Source organism: Lutibacter sp. A80 (genome assembly GCF_022429645.1).
GTDB lineage: Bacteria > Bacteroidota > Bacteroidia > Flavobacteriales > Flavobacteriaceae > Lutibacter.
The window spans coordinates 3,057,335-3,077,239 of sequence record NZ_CP092480.1; the positions used below are offsets into that span (position 1 = coordinate 3,057,335).

The 19,905-nt window shown below is 29.7% G+C and carries 14 protein-coding genes and 1 tRNA gene; 9 read left to right on the forward strand and 6 right to left on the reverse strand.

The genetic code is table 11. The features are described 5' to 3' along the window. Nucleotides 1-5: 5 nt before the first annotated feature. From MHL31_RS12650 to MHL31_RS12660, 3 genes are read left to right on the forward strand one after another with little or no spacing between them, the layout of a single operon-like run. Nucleotides 6-1,187 (forward strand): glycosidase, encoded by a 1,182-nt coding sequence (locus MHL31_RS12650; protein ID WP_240226313.1) that lies wholly within the window; start codon nucleotides 6-8, stop codon nucleotides 1,185-1,187. A gap of 1 nt (nucleotide 1,188) precedes the next feature. Then, complete coding sequence (locus MHL31_RS12655; RefSeq protein WP_240226314.1) at nucleotides 1,189-2,376, forward strand: AGE family epimerase/isomerase; 1,188 nt, start codon at nucleotides 1,189-1,191, stop codon at nucleotides 2,374-2,376. A gap of 14 nt (nucleotides 2,377-2,390) precedes the next feature. After that, a complete protein-coding gene (locus MHL31_RS12660) occupies nucleotides 2,391-3,734 on the forward strand; it encodes a beta-mannanase (protein ID WP_240226315.1) in 1,344 nt (447 codons plus the stop codon). 5 nt (nucleotides 3,735-3,739) lie between these two features. On the opposite strand, the gene MHL31_RS12665 is transcribed toward MHL31_RS12660, so the two are convergent. The 5 genes from MHL31_RS12665 to MHL31_RS12685 form a co-directional block, all read right to left on the reverse strand. Further along, on the reverse strand, nucleotides 3,740-4,612 hold the full coding sequence (locus MHL31_RS12665; protein WP_240226316.1) for an AraC family transcriptional regulator: 873 nt from the start codon (nucleotides 4,610-4,612) through the stop codon (nucleotides 3,740-3,742). A 158-nt stretch (nucleotides 4,613-4,770) separates the two neighbouring features. Further along, nucleotides 4,771-6,972 carry a PepSY domain-containing protein gene (locus tag MHL31_RS12670; protein WP_240226317.1) on the reverse strand — a complete coding sequence of 734 codons (2,202 nt, stop codon included), beginning with the start codon at nucleotides 6,970-6,972 and terminating at the stop codon, nucleotides 4,771-4,773. A 7-nt stretch (nucleotides 6,973-6,979) separates the two neighbouring features. Next, complete coding sequence (locus MHL31_RS12675; RefSeq protein WP_240226318.1) at nucleotides 6,980-7,465, reverse strand: DUF2271 domain-containing protein; 486 nt, start codon at nucleotides 7,463-7,465, stop codon at nucleotides 6,980-6,982. Next, nucleotides 7,465-8,946 (reverse strand): ankyrin repeat domain-containing protein, encoded by a 1,482-nt coding sequence (locus tag MHL31_RS12680; RefSeq protein WP_240226319.1) that lies wholly within the window; start codon nucleotides 8,944-8,946, stop codon nucleotides 7,465-7,467. The genes MHL31_RS12675 and MHL31_RS12680 overlap by 1 nt, the downstream gene beginning before the upstream one ends. Nucleotides 8,947-9,094: 148 nt before the next feature. Beyond that, a complete protein-coding gene (locus tag MHL31_RS12685) occupies nucleotides 9,095-10,075 on the reverse strand; it encodes an AraC family transcriptional regulator (protein ID WP_240226320.1) in 981 nt (326 codons plus the stop codon). A gap of 108 nt (nucleotides 10,076-10,183) precedes the next feature. Between MHL31_RS12685 and MHL31_RS12690 the strand changes: the two genes are divergently transcribed. The 6 genes from MHL31_RS12690 (at nucleotide 10,184) to MHL31_RS12715 (ending at nucleotide 18,469) form a co-directional block, all read left to right on the forward strand. Beyond that, nucleotides 10,184-12,589 carry a carboxypeptidase-like regulatory domain-containing protein gene (locus tag MHL31_RS12690; RefSeq protein WP_240226321.1) on the forward strand — a complete coding sequence of 802 codons (2,406 nt, stop codon included), beginning with the start codon at nucleotides 10,184-10,186 and terminating at the stop codon, nucleotides 12,587-12,589. Nucleotides 12,590-12,622: 33 nt separating this feature from the next. Then, entirely contained in the window at nucleotides 12,623-13,987 is a 1,365-nt protein-coding gene (locus MHL31_RS12695) for a hypothetical protein (protein ID WP_240226322.1), read from the forward strand. 191 nt (nucleotides 13,988-14,178) lie between these two features. Further along, complete coding sequence (locus MHL31_RS12700) at nucleotides 14,179-14,526, forward strand: metalloregulator ArsR/SmtB family transcription factor (RefSeq protein ID WP_240226323.1); 348 nt, start codon at nucleotides 14,179-14,181, stop codon at nucleotides 14,524-14,526. A gap of 121 nt (nucleotides 14,527-14,647) precedes the next feature. Next, nucleotides 14,648-15,679: a permease gene (locus MHL31_RS12705; RefSeq protein ID WP_240226324.1), complete on the forward strand. Its 1,032-nt coding sequence runs from the start codon at nucleotides 14,648-14,650 to the stop codon at nucleotides 15,677-15,679. A gap of 194 nt (nucleotides 15,680-15,873) precedes the next feature. After that, a tRNA-Arg gene (locus MHL31_RS12710) sits at nucleotides 15,874-15,945 on the forward strand. Between the two features lie 100 nt (nucleotides 15,946-16,045). Next, on the forward strand, nucleotides 16,046-18,469 hold the full coding sequence (locus tag MHL31_RS12715) for a glycoside hydrolase family 2 TIM barrel-domain containing protein (protein WP_240226325.1): 2,424 nt from the start codon (nucleotides 16,046-16,048) through the stop codon (nucleotides 18,467-18,469). Between the two features lie 24 nt (nucleotides 18,470-18,493). Here the strand turns inward: MHL31_RS12715 and MHL31_RS12720 are convergent, their stop codons facing one another. After that, entirely contained in the window at nucleotides 18,494-19,825 is a 1,332-nt protein-coding gene (locus MHL31_RS12720; protein ID WP_240226326.1) for a dipeptidase, read from the reverse strand. Between the last annotated feature and the right edge of the window lie 80 nt (nucleotides 19,826-19,905).

Below are 19,905 nucleotides of genomic sequence, written 5' to 3' on the forward strand. Positions count from 1 at the left end.
AATTTATGGAACTGAACAAGAGACTAAACATCTTAAATAAAGAAAAACAGCGATATACTAAGTTAATTAGAAAAAAAAATAAGGCTATTTCAAAAACAAATGGAATTTATAGAAGGTATAAAAATCCTGTTTTAACTAAAGATCATACGCCAATCCATTGGAGGTACGATTTAAACCCTAATACAAATCCTTTTGGACTGGAAAGAATAGGAATAAATGCAACTTTTAATGCAGGAGCAATAAAATGGAATAATAAATTTTTATTGTGTGTTAGGGTTGAAGGAAATGATAGAAAATCGTTTTTTGCAATGGCTGAGAGCTCTAATGGAGTTGATAATTTTCAGTTTTGGGATACACCTTGTATAATTCCTGAGATTGAAGGAAATCCAGACACAAACGTATATGATATGCGTTTAACATTGCACGAAGATGGCTGGGTTTATGGTATCTTTTGTACTGAAAGAAAAGATCCAAACGCTCCGGCTGGAGATACAAGCTCTGCTATTGCTAATGCAGGAATTGTACGCACAAAAGATTTTATAACTTGGGAACGATTACCAGATTTAATATCGAATACAGGGCAACAACGTAATGTTGTTTTACATCCAGAATTTATTAATGGACAATACGGACTTTATACAAGACCACAAGATGGATTTATAGATATTGGGAGTGGTGGCGGAATTGGTTTCGGTTATGTAAAAGATATGGAAAACCCAGTTGTAACTAACGAAAAAATCTTTACAAATAAAGTATACCATACAGTTTTCGAATTAAAAAATGGTCAAGGTCCCGCTCCAATTAAAACCTCAAAAGGTTGGTTACATTTAGCACATGGTGTTCGTAATACAGCAGCAGGTTTGCGTTATACTTTGTATATGTTTATGACAGCTTTAGATGATGTTACAAAAGTAATTCATCATCCAGCTGGCTATTTTATGGCTCCAAATTATAAAGAAACTTTAGGTGATGTTTCTAATGTGTTATTTGCAAATGGTTGGATTGAAAATGAAGATGGTACTGTTTATATCTATTACGCTTCATCAGATACAAGATTGCATGTTGCTGTTTCTTCTGTTGAGGTTTTGGTAGATTATGTAACTAATAGTCCCGAAGATAAATTTACTTCAGCAGGTTCGGTCGAATCTATTATGGAGTTAATTAAAAAAAATAAAGGACTGTATTAAAATGAACAAATTAGCAGAAATAATTTCGGTTTCATCAGCTAAAGAACTTCAAAATATTCTTAATTATTGGAGTACAAATACTATTGATGAAATTCATGGAGGCTTTGTTGGCGAAAGAGATCATTACAATAATTTAGTGCCTAATGCTTCAAAAGGAATTATTTTAAATGCACGTATTTTATGGTCTTTTTCCGCAGCATCTAATCATTTAAAAACAACTAAATACAAATCAATTTGCGAGCGTTCATATAATTATTTACAAACTTATTTTAAAGATAAGGATTATGGTGGGGTTTATTGGGAGTTAAATGCTAAAGGAACCCCGATAAATACCAGGAAACAAGTATATGCACAAGCATTTATGATTTATGCGTTGTCTGAATATTATTTGTTTTCAAAAAATAAAGAAGCGCTTAATTGGGTAATTGTAATTTATGAACTTATTGAAAAACACGCAAAAGACAATAAGTATAGAGGATATATTGAAGCTTTTAATAAAGATTGGTCTCCAATTGCAGATATGAGATTGAGTGATAAAGATGAAAATGAAGCTAAAACTATGAATACGCATTTACACATTTTAGAAGCTTATACAAACCTTTATAAAGTATATAAAAATCAAAGTTTAAAAGAAAATTTAAAGGAGCTTATCAACTTATTTTTAACTAAATTTTTAAATAGTAATTACAATTTAAATTTATTTTTTGATGAACAATGGAATTTAAAATCTAATGTGATTTCTTTTGGTCATGATATTGAAACTGCTTGGCTTTTAATTGAAGCAGCAAAAGTGATTAATAATAAACAGTTAATTTCTGAAACAGAAAGAATAGCTGTACTAATTGCAGACGCTTTTATGGAAAATGCAATTGATACAGACGGAGGTGTTATGAACGAGTTTAACCCAAAAACTAAAGTATTAGATGGAGATAAACATTGGTGGCAACAAGTGGAAGCTCTTGTTGGACTTCGTTATGCTTTTAACATTACAGGTAAAGAAATTTATCTTAAAAAATCTATTGAAATTTTCAATTTTATCAACACAAAAATTATTGATAAAACAAATGGCGAATGGTTTTGGAGAGTTAATAAAAAAGGAGAATTATACACTTCAGAATACAAAATGGGAATGTGGAAAGCCCCTTATCATACATCTAGAGCTTGTATTGTTTTAAATGAAAAAATGTAAATATTATATATTTTATGAAAACTATTAAATACTTTTTACCTGTATTATTGTTGTTGTTGTTATGTTTTTCTTGTAAAGATAAAAGCACTGTAATTGTTGAAAAAACTGCTGAAAATTCAATAGAAGATGTTGAACTTATTTCTGTAAAAGGATCTCAATTTTTTAAAGGAGATAAGCCATATTATTTTATTGGTGCAAACTATTGGTATGGACCATTAATTGGTGCAAAAAATATAGGTGATAGAGATCGACTAATAAAAGAATTAGATTTAATGAAAGAAGTTGGAATTGATAATCTACGTATTTTAGTTGGTGCAGAAGGAGCAGGAGAAGATTCTAGGGTTCATCCAGCCTTACAACCTAAACAGGGAGTTTATAATGAAGATTTGTTAGATGGTTTAGATTTTTTAATGGCAGAAATGCGCAAGCGTAATATGTATGCTGTATTGTATTTAAATAATAACTGGATTTGGTCTGGTGGTATGTCGCAATATCTAGAATGGAATGGTTATGGAGAAGTTCCTAATCCCTTTTTTACAGATAAATTTACTTGGAAAGATTATATGAACTATACTAAACAATTTCATTCTTGCGAACCTTGTAAAGAAGCATTTTACACGCATGTGAAATTTATTATGGGTAGAACAAACTCTTATACAAACCTAAAATATACGGACGACAATGTAATTATGTCTTGGCAAGTAGCAAATGAACCAAGGGTTTTAATTTCACCTGAACACGAAACTGCATTTGCAGGCTGGTTAAATGAAACCGTTAATTTAATAGAAAGTTTAGATAAAACACATTTAATTTCTACTGGTGCTGAAGGTAAAGCCAGTTATTTACAAGATATTGCGATGTATGAAAGATTGCATACAAATAAAAACATTGATTATTTAACAATGCATATGTGGCCAAAAAATTGGCGATGGTACGATATAAATAATGAAAAGGAATCAACCCAGTTTTCTATTGAAAAAGCTAATACTTATATGAATGAGCATATTATTATTGCTAAAAAACTTCAAAAACCAATTGTAATGTCAGAGTTTGGATTTCCTCGAGAAAAAGAAAGCTTAAATCCAAATGCTTCAATTGAAAATAGAAATGTGTTTTATAAAGCAATTTTTGATAGAATAAATGAAAGTGAAACTAATAATGATGTATTAGCAGGTTTAAATTTTTGGGGATTTGCTGGTTTTGCAAAAACAAATCCTGAAAATGGAAAATGGAGGCATGGTGATGATTTTACAGCAGATCCGCCACAAGAACCTCAGGGGTTAAATTCTGTATTTGCTTCAGATACTACAACACTTAAGCTTATTAAAGAGGCTAACAGTAAGTTAATTGTAAAATAAGGGTGTTATAATACTCTTTTGATACCCTCAAATTTCTCTCGATATTCACTTGGGGTTGTACTTTTAGATTTTTTAAAAGCACGATTAAAGTTGGCTATATTGTTAAATCCACATTTAAAACATATTTCACTTATGCTTAAATCGGTTTCAATTAGCCATCTTGTAGCATAACTAATTCGTGTATCGTTAATATAATCTACAAAAGTTTTTCCAGTACGTTTTTTTATAAATCTATTAAAAGAAACCGGACTCATATTTACAACATCAGAAATTTCAGAAAGTAAAATTTTACGATGAAAGTTTTCTTGAATAAAAAGGTATACTTTTTTAATCTTATCGCTATTTTCAAAATTTTTATTTTGAGTACTATAGGTAGAAAGTATTCTCTGGTTTCTAGAATTTGCTAGATCTTGAAGAATTGAAATTAGTTCCATAAAATAATCGATGCTATCAATTTTTGCAAGCGCCTTAATTCTATCCATCATTTCAAAGGCTGTTTTTTCTGAAAAAAGAATACCATAATTAGAACGTTCAAACATATCTTTTATTGGTTTAAAAATTCTGCGCGACAACATTTTTTCATCAAACAAATCATTATGAAATTGAATAGTAATTTCATTAATATTTGAATTTTTACAATTATGAAGCTCCCAACAATGAGTTATATTTGGGCCTAATAAAACAAGTTCATATTCAGAGATTTCCTCTACACTATCGCCTACTATACGACGTACTCCTTTTCCATTTGAAATAAAGTTTAATTCATATTCAGGATGAAAATGAATTGGAAAGTCAAAATCATCTTTAGTACGGTCAAAAACTTGAAAACTATCATCAGGTGCAAGTGGTGTAATTTCTCTATGAGAATCTTTAAGCATAACTTAATGTTATTTGTTTGGAAAAATGAAAATAACATTTTTTCTGTATAAATATAACATAAAATATGTTTATTTCATAGAAAAACTTGTAAAATGATAATTTTTTATAGCTAAAAAGGTGTTAAAACCAAATATTTTAAAATAAAAATATAGTCGATTTAATAACAATCCATCAAAATAGCTCCTTTGTTTTGGTAATAACTCAAAGGTTTTTTAAGGTATTGTTGGCAAATATCATCTAAAGTTTGAGTTACATCTTTTTGCATTGCTACAGAACCACAAATCATAATAATACCGTTGTTTTTTAAAATTTCAGCAACTTTTTTTGCATCGGATTTTAATAAATTTTGAACATATATTTTTGTGTTTTTTTCTTGAGAATATGCTAAATGTAACGATTGTAACTTCCCTGATTTTTGGTGTGCTTTTAGTTCATTTTTATAGAGATTAAAAGATGTTTCTGTACGTCCGCCCCAATACAATTCTAAGTTAGATTTTTTAGTGTTTTCACCAATCATTCCTAAATAAGGTCCAATACCTGTTCCAGTAGCAATTAGCAATGCATTTTTTGTTTTTTTAGGAAAATTAAATCCTTTGTTTTTTACAATACCACATGTTATTTTATCGCCTATTTCAAGAGTGTTTAAGTGGTTAGAAATAACACCTTTATTATGTAATTTGACACTTAAAATCAGTTTGTTTGTGTTTAATTTTCCGATTGAATACAAGCGTTCTCTACCATCTTTCTCGCTAACTATAGATAATAAATCGCCCGATTTAAATTTTACGTTATTTAAGGCTTTCATTTTAATTAAAAATGTAGCATCTGGCTGATTTTCTGCTTTGGTGTTAGCTATTATTTCAAACGTATATGTTTTCTGTTTCTTTTTAGAAATTAAGGATTTTGGTAATTTAATGTCTAAATCTTCTTTTTTACCCCATTCTAATAACCAGTTGTTATAAGCTTCTAACGATTGATTGTTTACAGTAAAAACATCGTTTAATCGTTTAGATTTTGGAAGTTTTTGTAATTGTTCATCTACATTATAAGCATATTTACAAAAATCTGGATATGCTAGTGAACCAAATCCTACTATAGAATATTTAAAAGAATTTTTTTGTGTTTGACTTTGTACTAATGTGCTAAATTTTTTTGCATTTGTTGGCGCTTCTCCTACACCATAAGTGGAGGTCATTACTACTAAATGTTGTATTTTTTTATAGCTTGTATAGCTATTAAGTTCTGCTAAAAACGATTTTTTACCAAGTCGAATTAATTCTGAATGTAAGGCGTTTGCAAAATAAAATGTGTTTCCGTTTTCTGAACCTATAAGAATTACATATTCACAATCATCTTTTTTATAGCGATTTTTTATTCGCGATTTTTGTCGTTGTAATGTGATATTGAATCCAGAATACATAAAAAACAGAATTCCAATACAAGAAAGTAGTAATACAATGCTCCAAACAATACTACCTTGCCCAGTGTGTAATATAAGGCTGTAGTAAGAAATTATTGCAGTAAAAGGATAGTTAATTTCACTAATTATATTTCCATTAAATTGATTTATTAATAGTTCTTTGTCTTTTAATTGTAGTAAGAAATACGATTCTGGAAATTCTGAAAATGGAAATTCTAATTTTTTAACTTCAGAGAGTTTGGTATTTTTAAAGGTTTTAAATTCAGCTAATTTTATTATTGGTTCTTCTTCAAATTTAGTATCTTCCTGATGCATAATTTTAGCTTTTGGAATAATATTAAATTGTTCTAAAGAAAGATAAACACCACTTAAAGTTATTATTAGTATTGGAATTAAAAGCCACCTTCCAAAAATAGTATGGAAATAAGGATTGAATTTTTCTTTAATAATTGGACTAAAAAAGTTGCGTATTCCTCCTTGTTTTTTAACGATTAGAAAAATTCCTGTAATGCTAATTAAAAAAAGTAAAAAGGAAGTTAAACCTACAAAAAAACGTCCAATACTTTTTAAAAATAAAGATCTATGCAGGCTTGTAGCAAACTTAAATAGTGTATTTGTTTCGGTTGGTTTACCTAAATTTTCGCCAGTTTTAGGGTTTATATAAAATATTTTATTTGTACCCTCTTCATCTATTATAGATACTGTTACCCAATCATTTTTATCAATTTCAATTGAAATTATTTCATCATAATTTTTTTGAAGTGTAGTAGTTATTTCAGCAACAGTAATTTCGTTTAAATTATTAGCTGTGTATGGTTGAACACGATTTGAAATAGGTTCAAATGCCAAAATAATTCCAGTTAAGGAAGCAAGTAGAATAAAAATAGAAGAAGATACAGCCAAAACAAGATGGCTGTATCTCCAAACCGATAACGTCATAACAGGATTATTTTTGAGGTAACATTCTAATATACCTTATGTAACCGGTTCCTTCTACTTTGCTTTTTACACTTTCAGAAGTTAATTCAAAAGTTACATCATCTGCAACATATTTTTGGTCTTCAACTGCTGTTTCAAAACGTATTTTATAGCCTTTATCTAAAATTTCATCATCAATTTTAAACACTTTTATACTGCGTTCTCCACCGCTTATAGTTGCACCAGTAATAGCATCTATATTATTTGATTTTTTTTCAAAAAAGTTCCACCATTCAGTTAAATCATGGTACCATTCTTGGTCATCGCCAAGTACGTTTAAGGTTTCTACATAGTTGCCTTGTGGGTCTAATAATGAAACAACAATATAGGCGCCTTCACCTTCGTAATTTATAAGTTGAATCATGCATTTGTATGAAGTGCTTTTAGTAGCTGGACTAAATGCTGTAAATGTTAATAGACTTATTATACCTAAAATAAAAATTTTTACTTTCATTATTTTAAAAATTCAATAGCGTTCTTATTTAAAAATTCATTCTCTAATGCTAAATCATAGGCAGACTCTTCAAAGTCGGTTGCAATAGTTGTTTTTGCGCCTAATTTAATAAGGTGTTTTATTAGATCTGTTGTATTGGCTGTCATTGCTGCAATGTGTAATGGTGTTAGTCCGTTACTGTTTTTAGCATTAATGTCAACTTTTTGCTTAACTATTTTATCTAATAAGTCAGTGTCGTTTTTAGTTACTGCAAGGTGTAAAAGGTTGTTGTTTTCACTTTGAATATGTGACATGTTTACACCGTTTTTTAGCAATAAATTCCATTTTGCTTCAAATTGTTTCTTATTTCTTTTTGAATAAGAATCGACAAGATAATACGCTAGGTTGTTATTGTCTTTATCAATAATAGTTACATCAGCTCCTTTAGTAATTAATAAGTCTACAACTTCTGAAGAATTAGTTGCTACAGCTTTTGATAAGGCAGATTCTCCTTCGCTATTTGTTGCGTTTATAGCTATTTTTTTGTTAAGAAAATAAGTGATAATTTCTAAATCATTACTTCCCGCGGCATTTATTAAAGCAGTGTTTCCATTGCTATCGGCTTTAGTTACATCAACCCCTTTTTCAATAAAATAATTGAATATGGTTATGTCTTTATTTTGAGCAGCTAATTTAATAATTGGATTTACCCCTTTTTTATTTGTTATGTTTGGGTTTATTCCTAAATCTTCTAAATATTTAAAGAAGGCTAAATTGTTTCCACCATTACGACCTATGGTTGCAGCTTCTAAAAAAGCGTTTCCACCATCTGTATTTGTGTCTTTATATGCAATTCCTTTTTTTATTAATTGTTCAATAATTTCTTTGTTACCAGAACGAGCGGCGTAGTCTATTGTGTTTAAACCAGATTTATCGGTATCTGAAAAGTTTAAACCTCTCATTACAAAATAAGTAAGTTCATTTAAATTTTTTACTTTACCTATTAATTGATGTATAGCATTGGTGCCTTTTGGGTTTGTTTCGTTTATAGAAGCACCATTAGCTAATAATAAGTTGTACAGAGCTGGGTTTGTTTGCCCACCTCCAGCGGCAAAAAGTAAAACTGAACTTCCTTTGTCATCAACAATATCTGTTTTAGCGCCTTTGTCTAACAGAAGTTCCATAATTTCTAAATTACCTCTAGAAGAAGCCCAAAATAAATATGTACGTCCGTCGTGTGTAATTTTATTAATAGGGTTTCCTTCTATATTTAAAAGGAATTCAACAACTTCAATAGGCGCATTTGCTAAAATTGCATAGGTTGTTGCATCAAAATTATTTTGAGTTAATGCGGTTGCACTATTGCCTTCTTTTATTTTTTGTTGTACTTCGGCTACTGTTGTAGTTGGTTTCCAAAAATCTCGACTTAAAAAAACATTGGATTTTTGAGCGGTAATCGACCCTATAAAAAGTAAAAGACTAAGGGTTATTAAGTTTTTCATATTTAAAATGTTTAAAATCAAAACATTACTATTTTAAAAGCAACGTTTTTAATTATTAATTGACTGCTATTAAATGCAAATATATAATTTATTTTTATTTAGAATAAATAAAAATAAGAGATAATTTTAAAATGTTTGAAATGAATATTTAGTTGTTTTTAATTATTTGACTTGGTAGATATCCCAGCTTTTTTTTAAAAGCAACGGTGAAATGTTGTGGGTTTTTATAACCTACTTCATAAGAAGCTTGTGAAATTGTATAATTATGCTTGGCTATTAATTTTATGGCTTTTTCTATTCTTAAGGAGGTAATGTATTTAAAAACAGTCATTCCATAAAATTGTTTAAATAAGCTTTTAAATTTAAAAGAATTAAAGCCTGCTAGCAACGATAATTGTTCTATTGTTAACTCTTTTTTTAAATTAGTTTTTATATAATTTCCTATACCAATTAAGGTTTCTTTTTCTTTTTTACTGAGTTTATCTGTTGTTATTTTTGATGTATCTGGAATTAAAGCAATTAAAAGTAATTCTGTTAATTTAGATTCTAAATAAGATTCTCGTATAGTTCCTTCAAAAGGGCAGTTTGTAAATTCATTAACTATGTTATTTAGTTTTCTATTATGAATTAGATCTTTTTTTTGAAGTTTACAAAGTTGGTTTACTTTACTTATTTGTATTTTTTCTATTAATTGTTTTGTAAATACTTCTCCTGTTTTTTCCTTCAAAAAAGATTCTGTAAAATAAATAGATAAACTGGTATGTTTTTGATTTAAGGATTCAAAAGAATATTTAGAAGGGGGGATGTGAAATAGATAACACATATTATTTTTTAAATGATACTTCTTTTCTGAATCCTTATTTAAATAGAAAGACATTTTACCTTTAATTATAAATTGAAGTAAAAAAACAGCAGAATCTTGCTCAATTTCAATGTTTAAATTTTTAGTAGTGTATTCTTGATATATTACATGAATATTATTTAAACATGTTTCTTTTAGTATACCTGAAATTTCATTTTCAAAATCTGAATATGTTTTTTCAAAAAAGTTTGAGGTTCCACTGTTGCTATTAAAATATTTTTTAATTCCCTCTCCATTATTTTGTGAACTTTTTAATCGAATTTCCATTTATTCTTTTTGCGTTATAATTACTTCCTTTTGCGTTATCAAGAATCAATCTAAATAAAATAGTTTTGCGAAGTTAGTTATTTTTATTAAATCTAAATAAGCATAAGTTTGAAATTATTTGTTTTATTATTATTAATAGTATCGTTAGGTTACTCTCAAAATTCAATTTCAGGGAAAGTTGTAGATGGCTCAGGGCAACCATTATTTGGAGCTACCGTTGTAATTGGTTCTGCTTCACGGGCAACTGTAACTGATGAAAACGGAACATACACCCTTAAAAATATACCTAAAGGAAAGCATATAATTAAAGCTTCGTATGTTGGATTTAATTCTAATTCTATAGAAGAGTTATTTAATACCATAAACAATAATCGTGTTATAAATTTCACTTTAAGTGAGGATGTGGAATCTTTAAAACAAGTTGTTGTTAATGGAAAGTCAGAAAAAACAAAAGTAGAAACTCAAGGTTTTGCAGTGAATATTGTAGATACTAAAGTGGCAAGTTTAAGAAATGTTCAGATAAATGAATTGTTAAATACTACAGTAGGTGTAAAAATTCGTCAAAATGGAGGTTTAGGTTCAAATGTACAATATTCATTAAATGGTTTGTCTGGAGGGTCTGTGCGTATTTTTATTGATGGAATTCCTATTTCTATGTATGGTTCCTCATTTAGTTTAAATAGTATTCCTCCTTCAATGATTAAAAATATTGAAGTTTATAAAGGTGTAATTCCAGGGCATTTGGCAGATGATGCTCTAGGTGGTGCAATAAATGTTGTATTACATAAAGGAACAAAAACTAACTTAAATGCTTCTATTTCATATGGATCTTTTAATACTTTACAAACAAGTATTAATGGTTTATATAGGTTTGAAAAGTCTGGATTTACTGTAAAAGCATCTCTTTTTCATAATAATTCTGATAATGATTATAAAGTTTGGGGAGGTCAAGTTAAGGATATTGCACAAGATGGAAGTCAAACCCCTATTACTGCTAGAAGATTTTACGACGCTTATAAATCTACAGGTGGAATGGCACAAATTGGTTTTACGGATGTAAAATGGGCAGACCAATTTTTAATTGGTTTTACAGGTTCAGAAGATTATAAAGAAATTCAACATGGTGCTTTTATGACGCTTCATCCTTATTACGGAAGATTTAGTGAAACAAATGCCCAATTAGCAAACTTAACATATCAAAAAAAGAATCTTTTTACAGAAGGTTTAGATGTAAATGTAACTGGATTATATGGAGAAAGAAATACCATAGTTAATGATACCGTTGCTGCAGCTTATACTTGGAGTGGAGAACGTTTAGTTGGTTTTGACGGTAATTATCTAAACTACAGTTGGGGATCTCAACAAGAAGGAGGTCCAACTCTAACAAAAGTTAACAGAAATGTTGCTTCTATAAGAACAGGAGTGTCGTATGCTATAAATAAAAATCATAAAATTTTAGTAAACCATATATATAGTGGTCTTGATAGAGAAGATAGTGATGAAATGAAATCTCTTTTAGAAAACACTTTTAAGCAAACGAGTGATTTGTATAAAAATATTTATTCGTTAAGTTATGAATTAAATGCTTTTGAAGAAAAGTTAAAAGTTAATGTTTTTGGAAAAAACTACGGTCAAAAAGTATTAAATACAAGTCCAGTATTTAATGATGATGAAACAGAAGTTATAGATGAAGTTTTTAAAAGCGATCAAAATTTTAACGGTTTTGGGTTTGCAGCTTCTTATGCTATTCTACCCAATTTGGTTTTATTAACTTCAGCAGAAAAAGCAATTCGTTTACCTGATGAAACTGAAGTTTTTGGAGATGTAGCTGATAATGTTGAAGCCAATTTAAACATTCAGCCAGAAATTAGTAAAAATTATAACGTCGGTTTCCGATTTGGAAAGTTTAATATTCAAAAACACAATTTTACAATTTCTACCAATTTCTTTTCAAGAAAGATTGAAGATTTAATCGGTTTTGCTTCAAATGCAGATAGAATTGTAGAAAGCAGCGACGAACTTGTACATTATGATAATTTTGACGAAAGTACTACATCTAAAGGAGTAGAGGCAGAAATTAATTATAGCTACAATAATAACTTAGGCTTTAACTTTAATTTTTCTCGTTTAACTCTAGAATCTAGAAACAGAGCTGGTAATATTGTTGATATTCCTAACACACCACTATTTACTATTAATTCTGGATTACGCTATTCAATTAAAAATGTGCTTCAACATAAATCGCGTTTAAACGTATTTTATAATATTTATTTCACTGATGAATTTTCATATATAATGAATCAAGGAACTAATGTTGCTGGTTTGGATGCATTTTTAGTACCTACTCAATTTATTCAAGATTTTGGGCTTAGTTACACTTTTCCTAAAGAAAATTTTGTAGTGAGTTTCGATGCCAAAAATATATTTAATGAAGCAGCTTACGATAATAGATCAGTTCAAAAACCTGGGAGAGCATTTTACTTAAAACTAAATTATACAATAACTAAATTTTAATTATTAAACATAAATCTAATAAACAATTTTAATATGAAACGCAATTTTTTAAACTTTAAAACTATAACTTTATTCGCCACAATTGGTTTATTTACCGTTGCCTGTGATAGCGATGATAATAATATTGAAATGCCAACTGAACCAGTACAATCTGAAAGATGGATTACAGTTGCTGGTGCTAGAATGGGTACAGAAGCAGGAGATGGAAATGGAGGTACTTTAATATATGCTATTAGTAATGAAGATGCTAAAAACACCGAGACAGTAATAGATGTTTTTAATAATGGTTTTGTAGCCCCTTCTAATAGAACAGCTAGATTACAAGCATCAGAAGATGGTAACACTATTTTTAATATCAGTTATGCAGGTGATACAGGAGGAAATTATTCAAAATATACTGTTCAAGGAGGACAAGATTTTATACCAACTGGATCTGAAGTAAGTATAGCACCTTATGTAGGTACCGCTCCAAGGTGGATAAAATTATTTGATGGAGACCAAACCGGATCTGCTGTATATGTATCAACAGAGCATGAAATTGACGATAATGGAACACCAGATGATGTAACAGATGATATGTATATTAGAACGGAAGCTAAAGTAGGCGTGGTTACTTTAGATTTAGTAAATTCTTCAATTAAAAATTTTGAAGAAGTTAGTGTTCCTTTAAGTGCCGAAGAAGAAGCCGCAGGTTATTATTTCTCTAGAGTTGATATGCCAACTTTAAATGCTGCTGGAGATAAATTATATATTAGTGCTCGTTTAAGTAAAGTAAATCCTGCTACTGTAGAAAGTGAAAGTGGGTATGAAATTTTAGGTTCTAAAACTATTGTTTTAGATTACCCTTCTTTATTAAATCCAAGTGTAATTACTTCTACTGTTGGACATGGAAATACAAATGGTTACCGTAGTATTAATTCTTTTGAATACAATGGTAGTGTTTACCAAGCTAACCAAGGTGATCCAAATGGTTCTCATATTTTAAAAATTAATGCAAATAACGAATATGATAATTCTTATGTGTTTAGTTTAGATGCAGCTTTAGGTTTAAATGACACTTATATTGTTGCTTGGAGACCAGCATCAAATGGTAAAGCTGTTGTTGCATACGAGTATGCTGGATCGGCTACAGGGCCAGCTGGTAAAACACAAGGATTTTTTGCTTTGGTAGATTTAAATGCTAAAACTGCAATAAAACTTGATGATATTCCTGCTAGTGAGGATTTATATTTATACCAATACCAAGGTTTTGCTATTTATGAAAATGAAGTTTACTTAACAGTAGCTCCAATTGGTGAAGATGGAAATATTTATGTTGTAGATACAGAAACAGGAAGCGTAACTAAAGGAGCGCAATTAATAAATACAACTGGAAGTCATTTTATAGGTACTTTTTAGAAGCAAATTACTAAAATAATAGTAAGACAGACCCTTATCGATAATTCGGTAAGGGTTTTTATTTGTTTGTTTTTTTAGTAGCTAGATTTCATAAGTTTTTTTAAGTAAAAAGTTTGCAATTTTAAAAGAAAAAATTACTTTTGCACATCATATGCTAAAAAACGCATATGTTTATTTTAATTATCGAATGTATGAAACCTAATTTACAAAATAGTATTACCATATTTAAAGCATTATCAGAAATTACGCGTCTTAAAATTATATGGTTATTGATTAATATGGATTCTAAAATTTGTGTTTCTGAAATTATTGAAGTTCTAAAAGAACCTCAATACAACGTTTCTCGTCACTTAAGAATCCTTAGTAAAGCAGGTTTACTTGAAGAAAATAAAGAAGGAAAATGGGTTTATTATTTTATAAAAAAAACAGATGGTGAATTTATTAAACATATTAAAAATGCAGTAAGTGTAATTTCAGAAAATGATATGCTTGTTGAAATGCAACGCTGTAAACAACTACTTATAACTAGAGAAAAATAGCATTAAAAATTTTAATATAAATCAATTTAGAAAAGATTTCTACGTCTTATCATATGTGTTTTTGTGCATATGTTAAATATAGGAGTCTTAAAATCATTAATTATCATAAATATTTAAAACAATGTCAGAAAATTTAAAATTAGCCTTAGACGAGTTTATACATGTTGGTGTAGCCTTGTTTTTTATTATTGCATTTGTATCAATTCTTACAGGATTTGTAAGAGCGTATATTCCACAAGACAAGTTGCAAAAAAAATTAAGTAAAACGGGTAAATATAGTGGTGTTATGGGTGCCTTGTTAGGTATACCAACACCATTTTGTAGTGCTTCAATGGTTCCAGTATCTATGGGAATGCTTGAAATGGGAGCGCCATTAGCAATGGTTTTTTCATTTTTATTATCTGCTCCATTAGCAAATTTTGTTGTAGTAGCCTTTATTTTTGCGGTATTTGGATTTAAAGTAGCAATAGTTTATTTTTTAATTGTATTTATTGGTGCCATACTTTTTGGAACTATTGTAGGAAAAACATCTCTTGTAAATCAGGTTAAAACAATTGGTAAAAAACCAGTAGGAGCTTCTAATAATAGTTGTGGTAGTCCTTCAGTTAAACAAGATAAAGCTGTAAATGTATCAAATGTTTCAGAATGTTCAATTGAAAATCAGCCACAAGTAACTTGTGGTAGCCAACCTCAAGTTTCGGGTTGTACTGCTACAGTAGATAGTAAATTTTTGAATATTAAAAATGATAAAGTTAGAGAAGCTTTTGAATTTGCTTGGTCACTTTTTAAGCGTATAATGCCATATGTATTTATTGGAGCAGTAATTAGTGCAGTATCTGCAGCTTTTGTTCCTGATGCATTTGTGGAAAAATACTTAGGAAACGATAACCCTTTAGCAATACTTTTAGGGGCTGTTATTGGTGTGCCTTTATACCTTAGAATTGAAATGGCGATCCCTTTATTAAGTGTTTTAATAGGAAAAGGTATGAGTATGGGGGCAGCAATGGCATTGCTAATTGGTGGAACTGGAGCAAGTTTACCTGAAATAGCGATTGTTTCTTCTATGTTAAAACCTAAAGCGGTTGCTGCTTTTGTTGGTTCTATAATTGCAATAGCAATTATTGGAGGTTTTATCTTCTACTTCTTCTTTTAATACTTATAATGCTTACTAACAATCGGATTTTGGTAAAAACAAAATCCGATTTTTTTTTGATTAATACATCAACTAACTATAAGATTTATTAATCTACTTTTAAAATTAAAATTCCATTTCAAACTATAATTAATTAAATCTTTTTTATAGGGTTTAAAAGATAAAATAGTAACTTTATGCCTTCCAAAATTTGAGGCTCCATAGTTCAAGGGATAGAATAGAAGTTTCCTAAACTTTAGATCCAGGTTCGAGTCCTGGTGGAGTCACATACTAACATATTATTGATTTAATTTCTTTTTTTATTAGATTGTACTATATATAATTTTGGGATTCATTTTACAAGCACTTTAAAAAATATAGTTTTTAATGAAGAAACTCAATATATATTTACTTTTTTTAATAAGTACACAATTCATTTTTTCACAGGTAAGAACGGTTAAAGAATTAGCCACTAATTGGAAATTTCAAAAGGGGGAAAATATAACCGCTTATCAAACAAATTTTGACGATTCAAAATGGGAAACTGTTACAGTTCCACATGATTGGGCAATTTATGGTCCTTTTGATAAAGAAATTGATAAACAACATGTGGCAATTGTTCAAAATGGAGAACAAGTTGCTTCAGAAAAAACAGGAAGAACTGGTGCTTTACCACATATAGGTACTGCTTGGTACCGCAATACATTTACCCTTCCTCAATATGAAAAAGGTAAAAAAGTAATGTTACTTTTTGAAGGAGCCATGAGCGAGCCAAAAGTTTATTTAAATGGTAAAAAAGTAGGAGAGTGGGCGTATGGTTACAGTTATTTTTATTTTGATATTTCAGAAGATATAAAAGAAGGAGAAAACACATTGGCAGTTCAACTTTCTAATAAAGAATTTGCTTCTAGATGGTATCCTGGAGCTGGTTTGTATAGAAAAGTGAGTGTTATTGTAAAAAATAATGAACATATAAATCAGTGGGGAACTACCATTACAACTCCAATAATCAGTGATAAAATGGCTCAGGTGAATATTAAAACTGAAGTTACTGGAGAAAATGTACATTTAATAACTACAGTTTATAATGCTAAAGGAAAACAAGTAGGTGCAACAACAACAAATACACAATTTGGAAATGAATTTATTCAAAATATAAAAATAGATAGCCCAAATAAATGGAGTCCTGAAAGCCCATATTTATATACTGCTAAAACTCAACTATATGTTGGTGAAATGCTTAAAGATGAGGTTTCTACGCGTTTTGGAATTCGAGAAATTAAGTATGAAGCGAATAAAGGTTTTAGTTTAAATGGTGAAATTACAAAGTTTAAAGGTGTTTGTTTGCATCACGATTTAGGTCCGTTAGGAACTGCAGTTAATAAAGCAGCATTGCGAAGACAATTAACTATTTTAAAAGATATGGGATGCAATGCTATTCGTAGTTCGCACAATATGCCTTCTTTAGAACAATTGGAATTATGTGATGAGATGGGATTTTTATTTTTAGCAGAAAGTTTTGATGAATGGGCAGTGCCAAAAGTTAAAAATGGGTATAACCGTTTTTTTGATGAATATGCAGAAAAAGACATAGTTAATTTAGTAAAAGCGACTAAAAATCACCCTAGTATTGTAATGTGGAGTTCGGGAAATGAAGTGCCAGATCAATGGGGAACAGCAGGTGTAAAAAGGGCAAAATGGCTGCAAGATATTTTTCATAGAGAAGATCCAACAAGGCCAGTAACTGTTGGTATGGATCAGGTAAAAGCAACCATAGAATCTGGTTTTGGAGCATTGTTAGATGTGCCTGGTTTAAATTATAGAGTGCATTTATATGAAGAAGCTTATGAGAAATTTCCACAAGGTTTTATTTTAGGCTCTGAAACAGCTTCAACAGTTAGCTCTAGAGGGATTTATAAATTTCCTGTAGTACAAGAAAATATGAAACAATACGATGATTTTCAAAGCTCTTCGTACGATTTGGAAGCTTGTAGCTGGTCAAATGTTCCAGATGAAGATTTTGTATTGCAAGATGATAAACCTTGGGTAATTGGCGAATTTGTTTGGACTGGTTTTGATTATTTAGGAGAACCTACTCCATACGATAAAAGTTGGCCCTCTCGAAGTTCGTATTTTGGAATTAATGATTTGGCTGGTTTACCAAAAGATCGTTATTACTTGTATAGAAGCCGTTGGAATACCACAGCCGAGACACTTCATATATTGCCACATTGGAATTGGGAAGGAAGAGAAGGTGAAACTACCCCTGTTTTTGTTTACACAAATTACAATAAAGCAGAACTTTTTGTTAATGGGAAAAGTATGGGAATTCAAGAAAAAAATAATAAAACACCACAAAATAGGTACCGTTTAATGTGGATGGATGTTAAATATGAGCCTGGAACTTTAAAAGTGGTAGCTTTTGATAATGATGGAAATTCAGTTGCCGTAAAAGAAGTAAAAACAGCCGGAAAGCCTTATAAAATAGTATTGAAAGCCGACAGAGAATCAATTAAAGCAAACGGAAAAGATTTGTCGTATGTAACAGCTTCTGTGGTAGATAAAAATGGAATTGAATGTCCTACAGCAACCAATCAGCTCAAATTTAAAGTTTCTGGTAGCGGAATTTATAGAGCAGCATGTAATGGAGATGCTACTTCATTAGAACAATTTCATATACCAACAATGAAACTATTTAGCGGAAAATTGGTTGTTACTGTTCAGTCGAAAACTGAAGTAGGCGACATTTATTTAAAAGTAACAGGGAAGGGATTGAAAAGTGCAACCTTAAAAATTAATTCAATAAATTAAATGAAAGTTTGTTAAAAACAATACTTACATAGAAAGCTGTATTTTTTTTGCAACTTCTTGAACTTCATCTAAAACACGGAATAAATTTCCACCCCAAAGCAGTTCAATATCTTCTTCTGTATAACCTCTTTTAACCAATTCTATTGTTACATTTAAAGTTTCAGAAGCATCTTTCCAGCCTTCTATACCACCACCGCCATCAAAATCTGAACTGATACCTACGTGTTCTATTCCAATTTTTTCGACTAAATAATCGATATGATCTACAAAATCGGAAACATTTACTGGATTTAATGTTTTAGAAATTGAATCTATTTTTGGCTCAGCAAGTTTAGTAATTTTTAGGTAGTTAGCATAATATGTTGATCTTTCTTCTTTTTCTAATTTTCTATAAGCACTCCAAGGTATAATTTCAAAACCTTGGCTTGTTGCTACTTCGCTTAAAACAGCATTGGTAGCATTTTTAAATTTATTGTTTTTTTCAGTATCTAGATAAGCGCCAAATGCTACAGTTTGTATTACACCACCATTTTGCTTAAGCCATTGCAGTTGCTCATCATCTAAATTTCTACTGTGATTGCAAATAGCTCTTGCAGATGAATGTGAAGCAATTATTGGAGCTTTAGAAAGCTCTATCATATCTCGCATTGCTTCTTTTGAAGGGTGAGAAACATCAATCATCATTCCCCATTTATTCATTTCAGCAATTACTTTTTTTCCTAAATCACTAACACCATTATGTAGCCAAATATTATTTTTTTCACCTGTGTTAGAATCGCATAATTGGCTGTGTCCATTGTGACTTAAGGACATATAGCGTGCTCCTAAATCGTAAAATTCTTTTACACGACTCACGTCTGTGCCAATGGGATAGCCATTTTCAACTCCAATCATAGCTACTTTTTTACCTTTTTTATAAATAGATCTTGCCTCATCTGAAGTAACAGCTAATTCAATTTCATCTGGAGCAAATTCTTTTGTTAATTTATGGATAGCATTAAACTTAGCAATAGCATTTTTATATGCATTAGTATATCCTTCAGGTGTTAATTCCCCTTGTCCAGTATAAACAATAAACCAAGCAACATCCAATCCACCATCTTTCATTTTAGGTAAATTTACTTGATTATCAAGTTCTTGAGTGTAGTTTACGTTGTTTGTAAAGTTTTTAGTATTAATATCTATATGTGTGTCAACTGTTAATACTTTTTCATGAATCTCTTTAGCCATAGTTAATAAATCTATTTTAGGTTTGGGTTTAGGTTCAGGTGTACTAATTTCAATTTTTTTTTCAGAAACATTTTTACAAGAAATAATAGCAAATAATAAAAGAAATAGAATTTGTGACGTTTTCATGGGGTTCTTGCTTTTTATAGGATTTTAAATTTACAAAACTTTAGAATATAAATTAAGAGAATTTTAAATAGTATTGATTT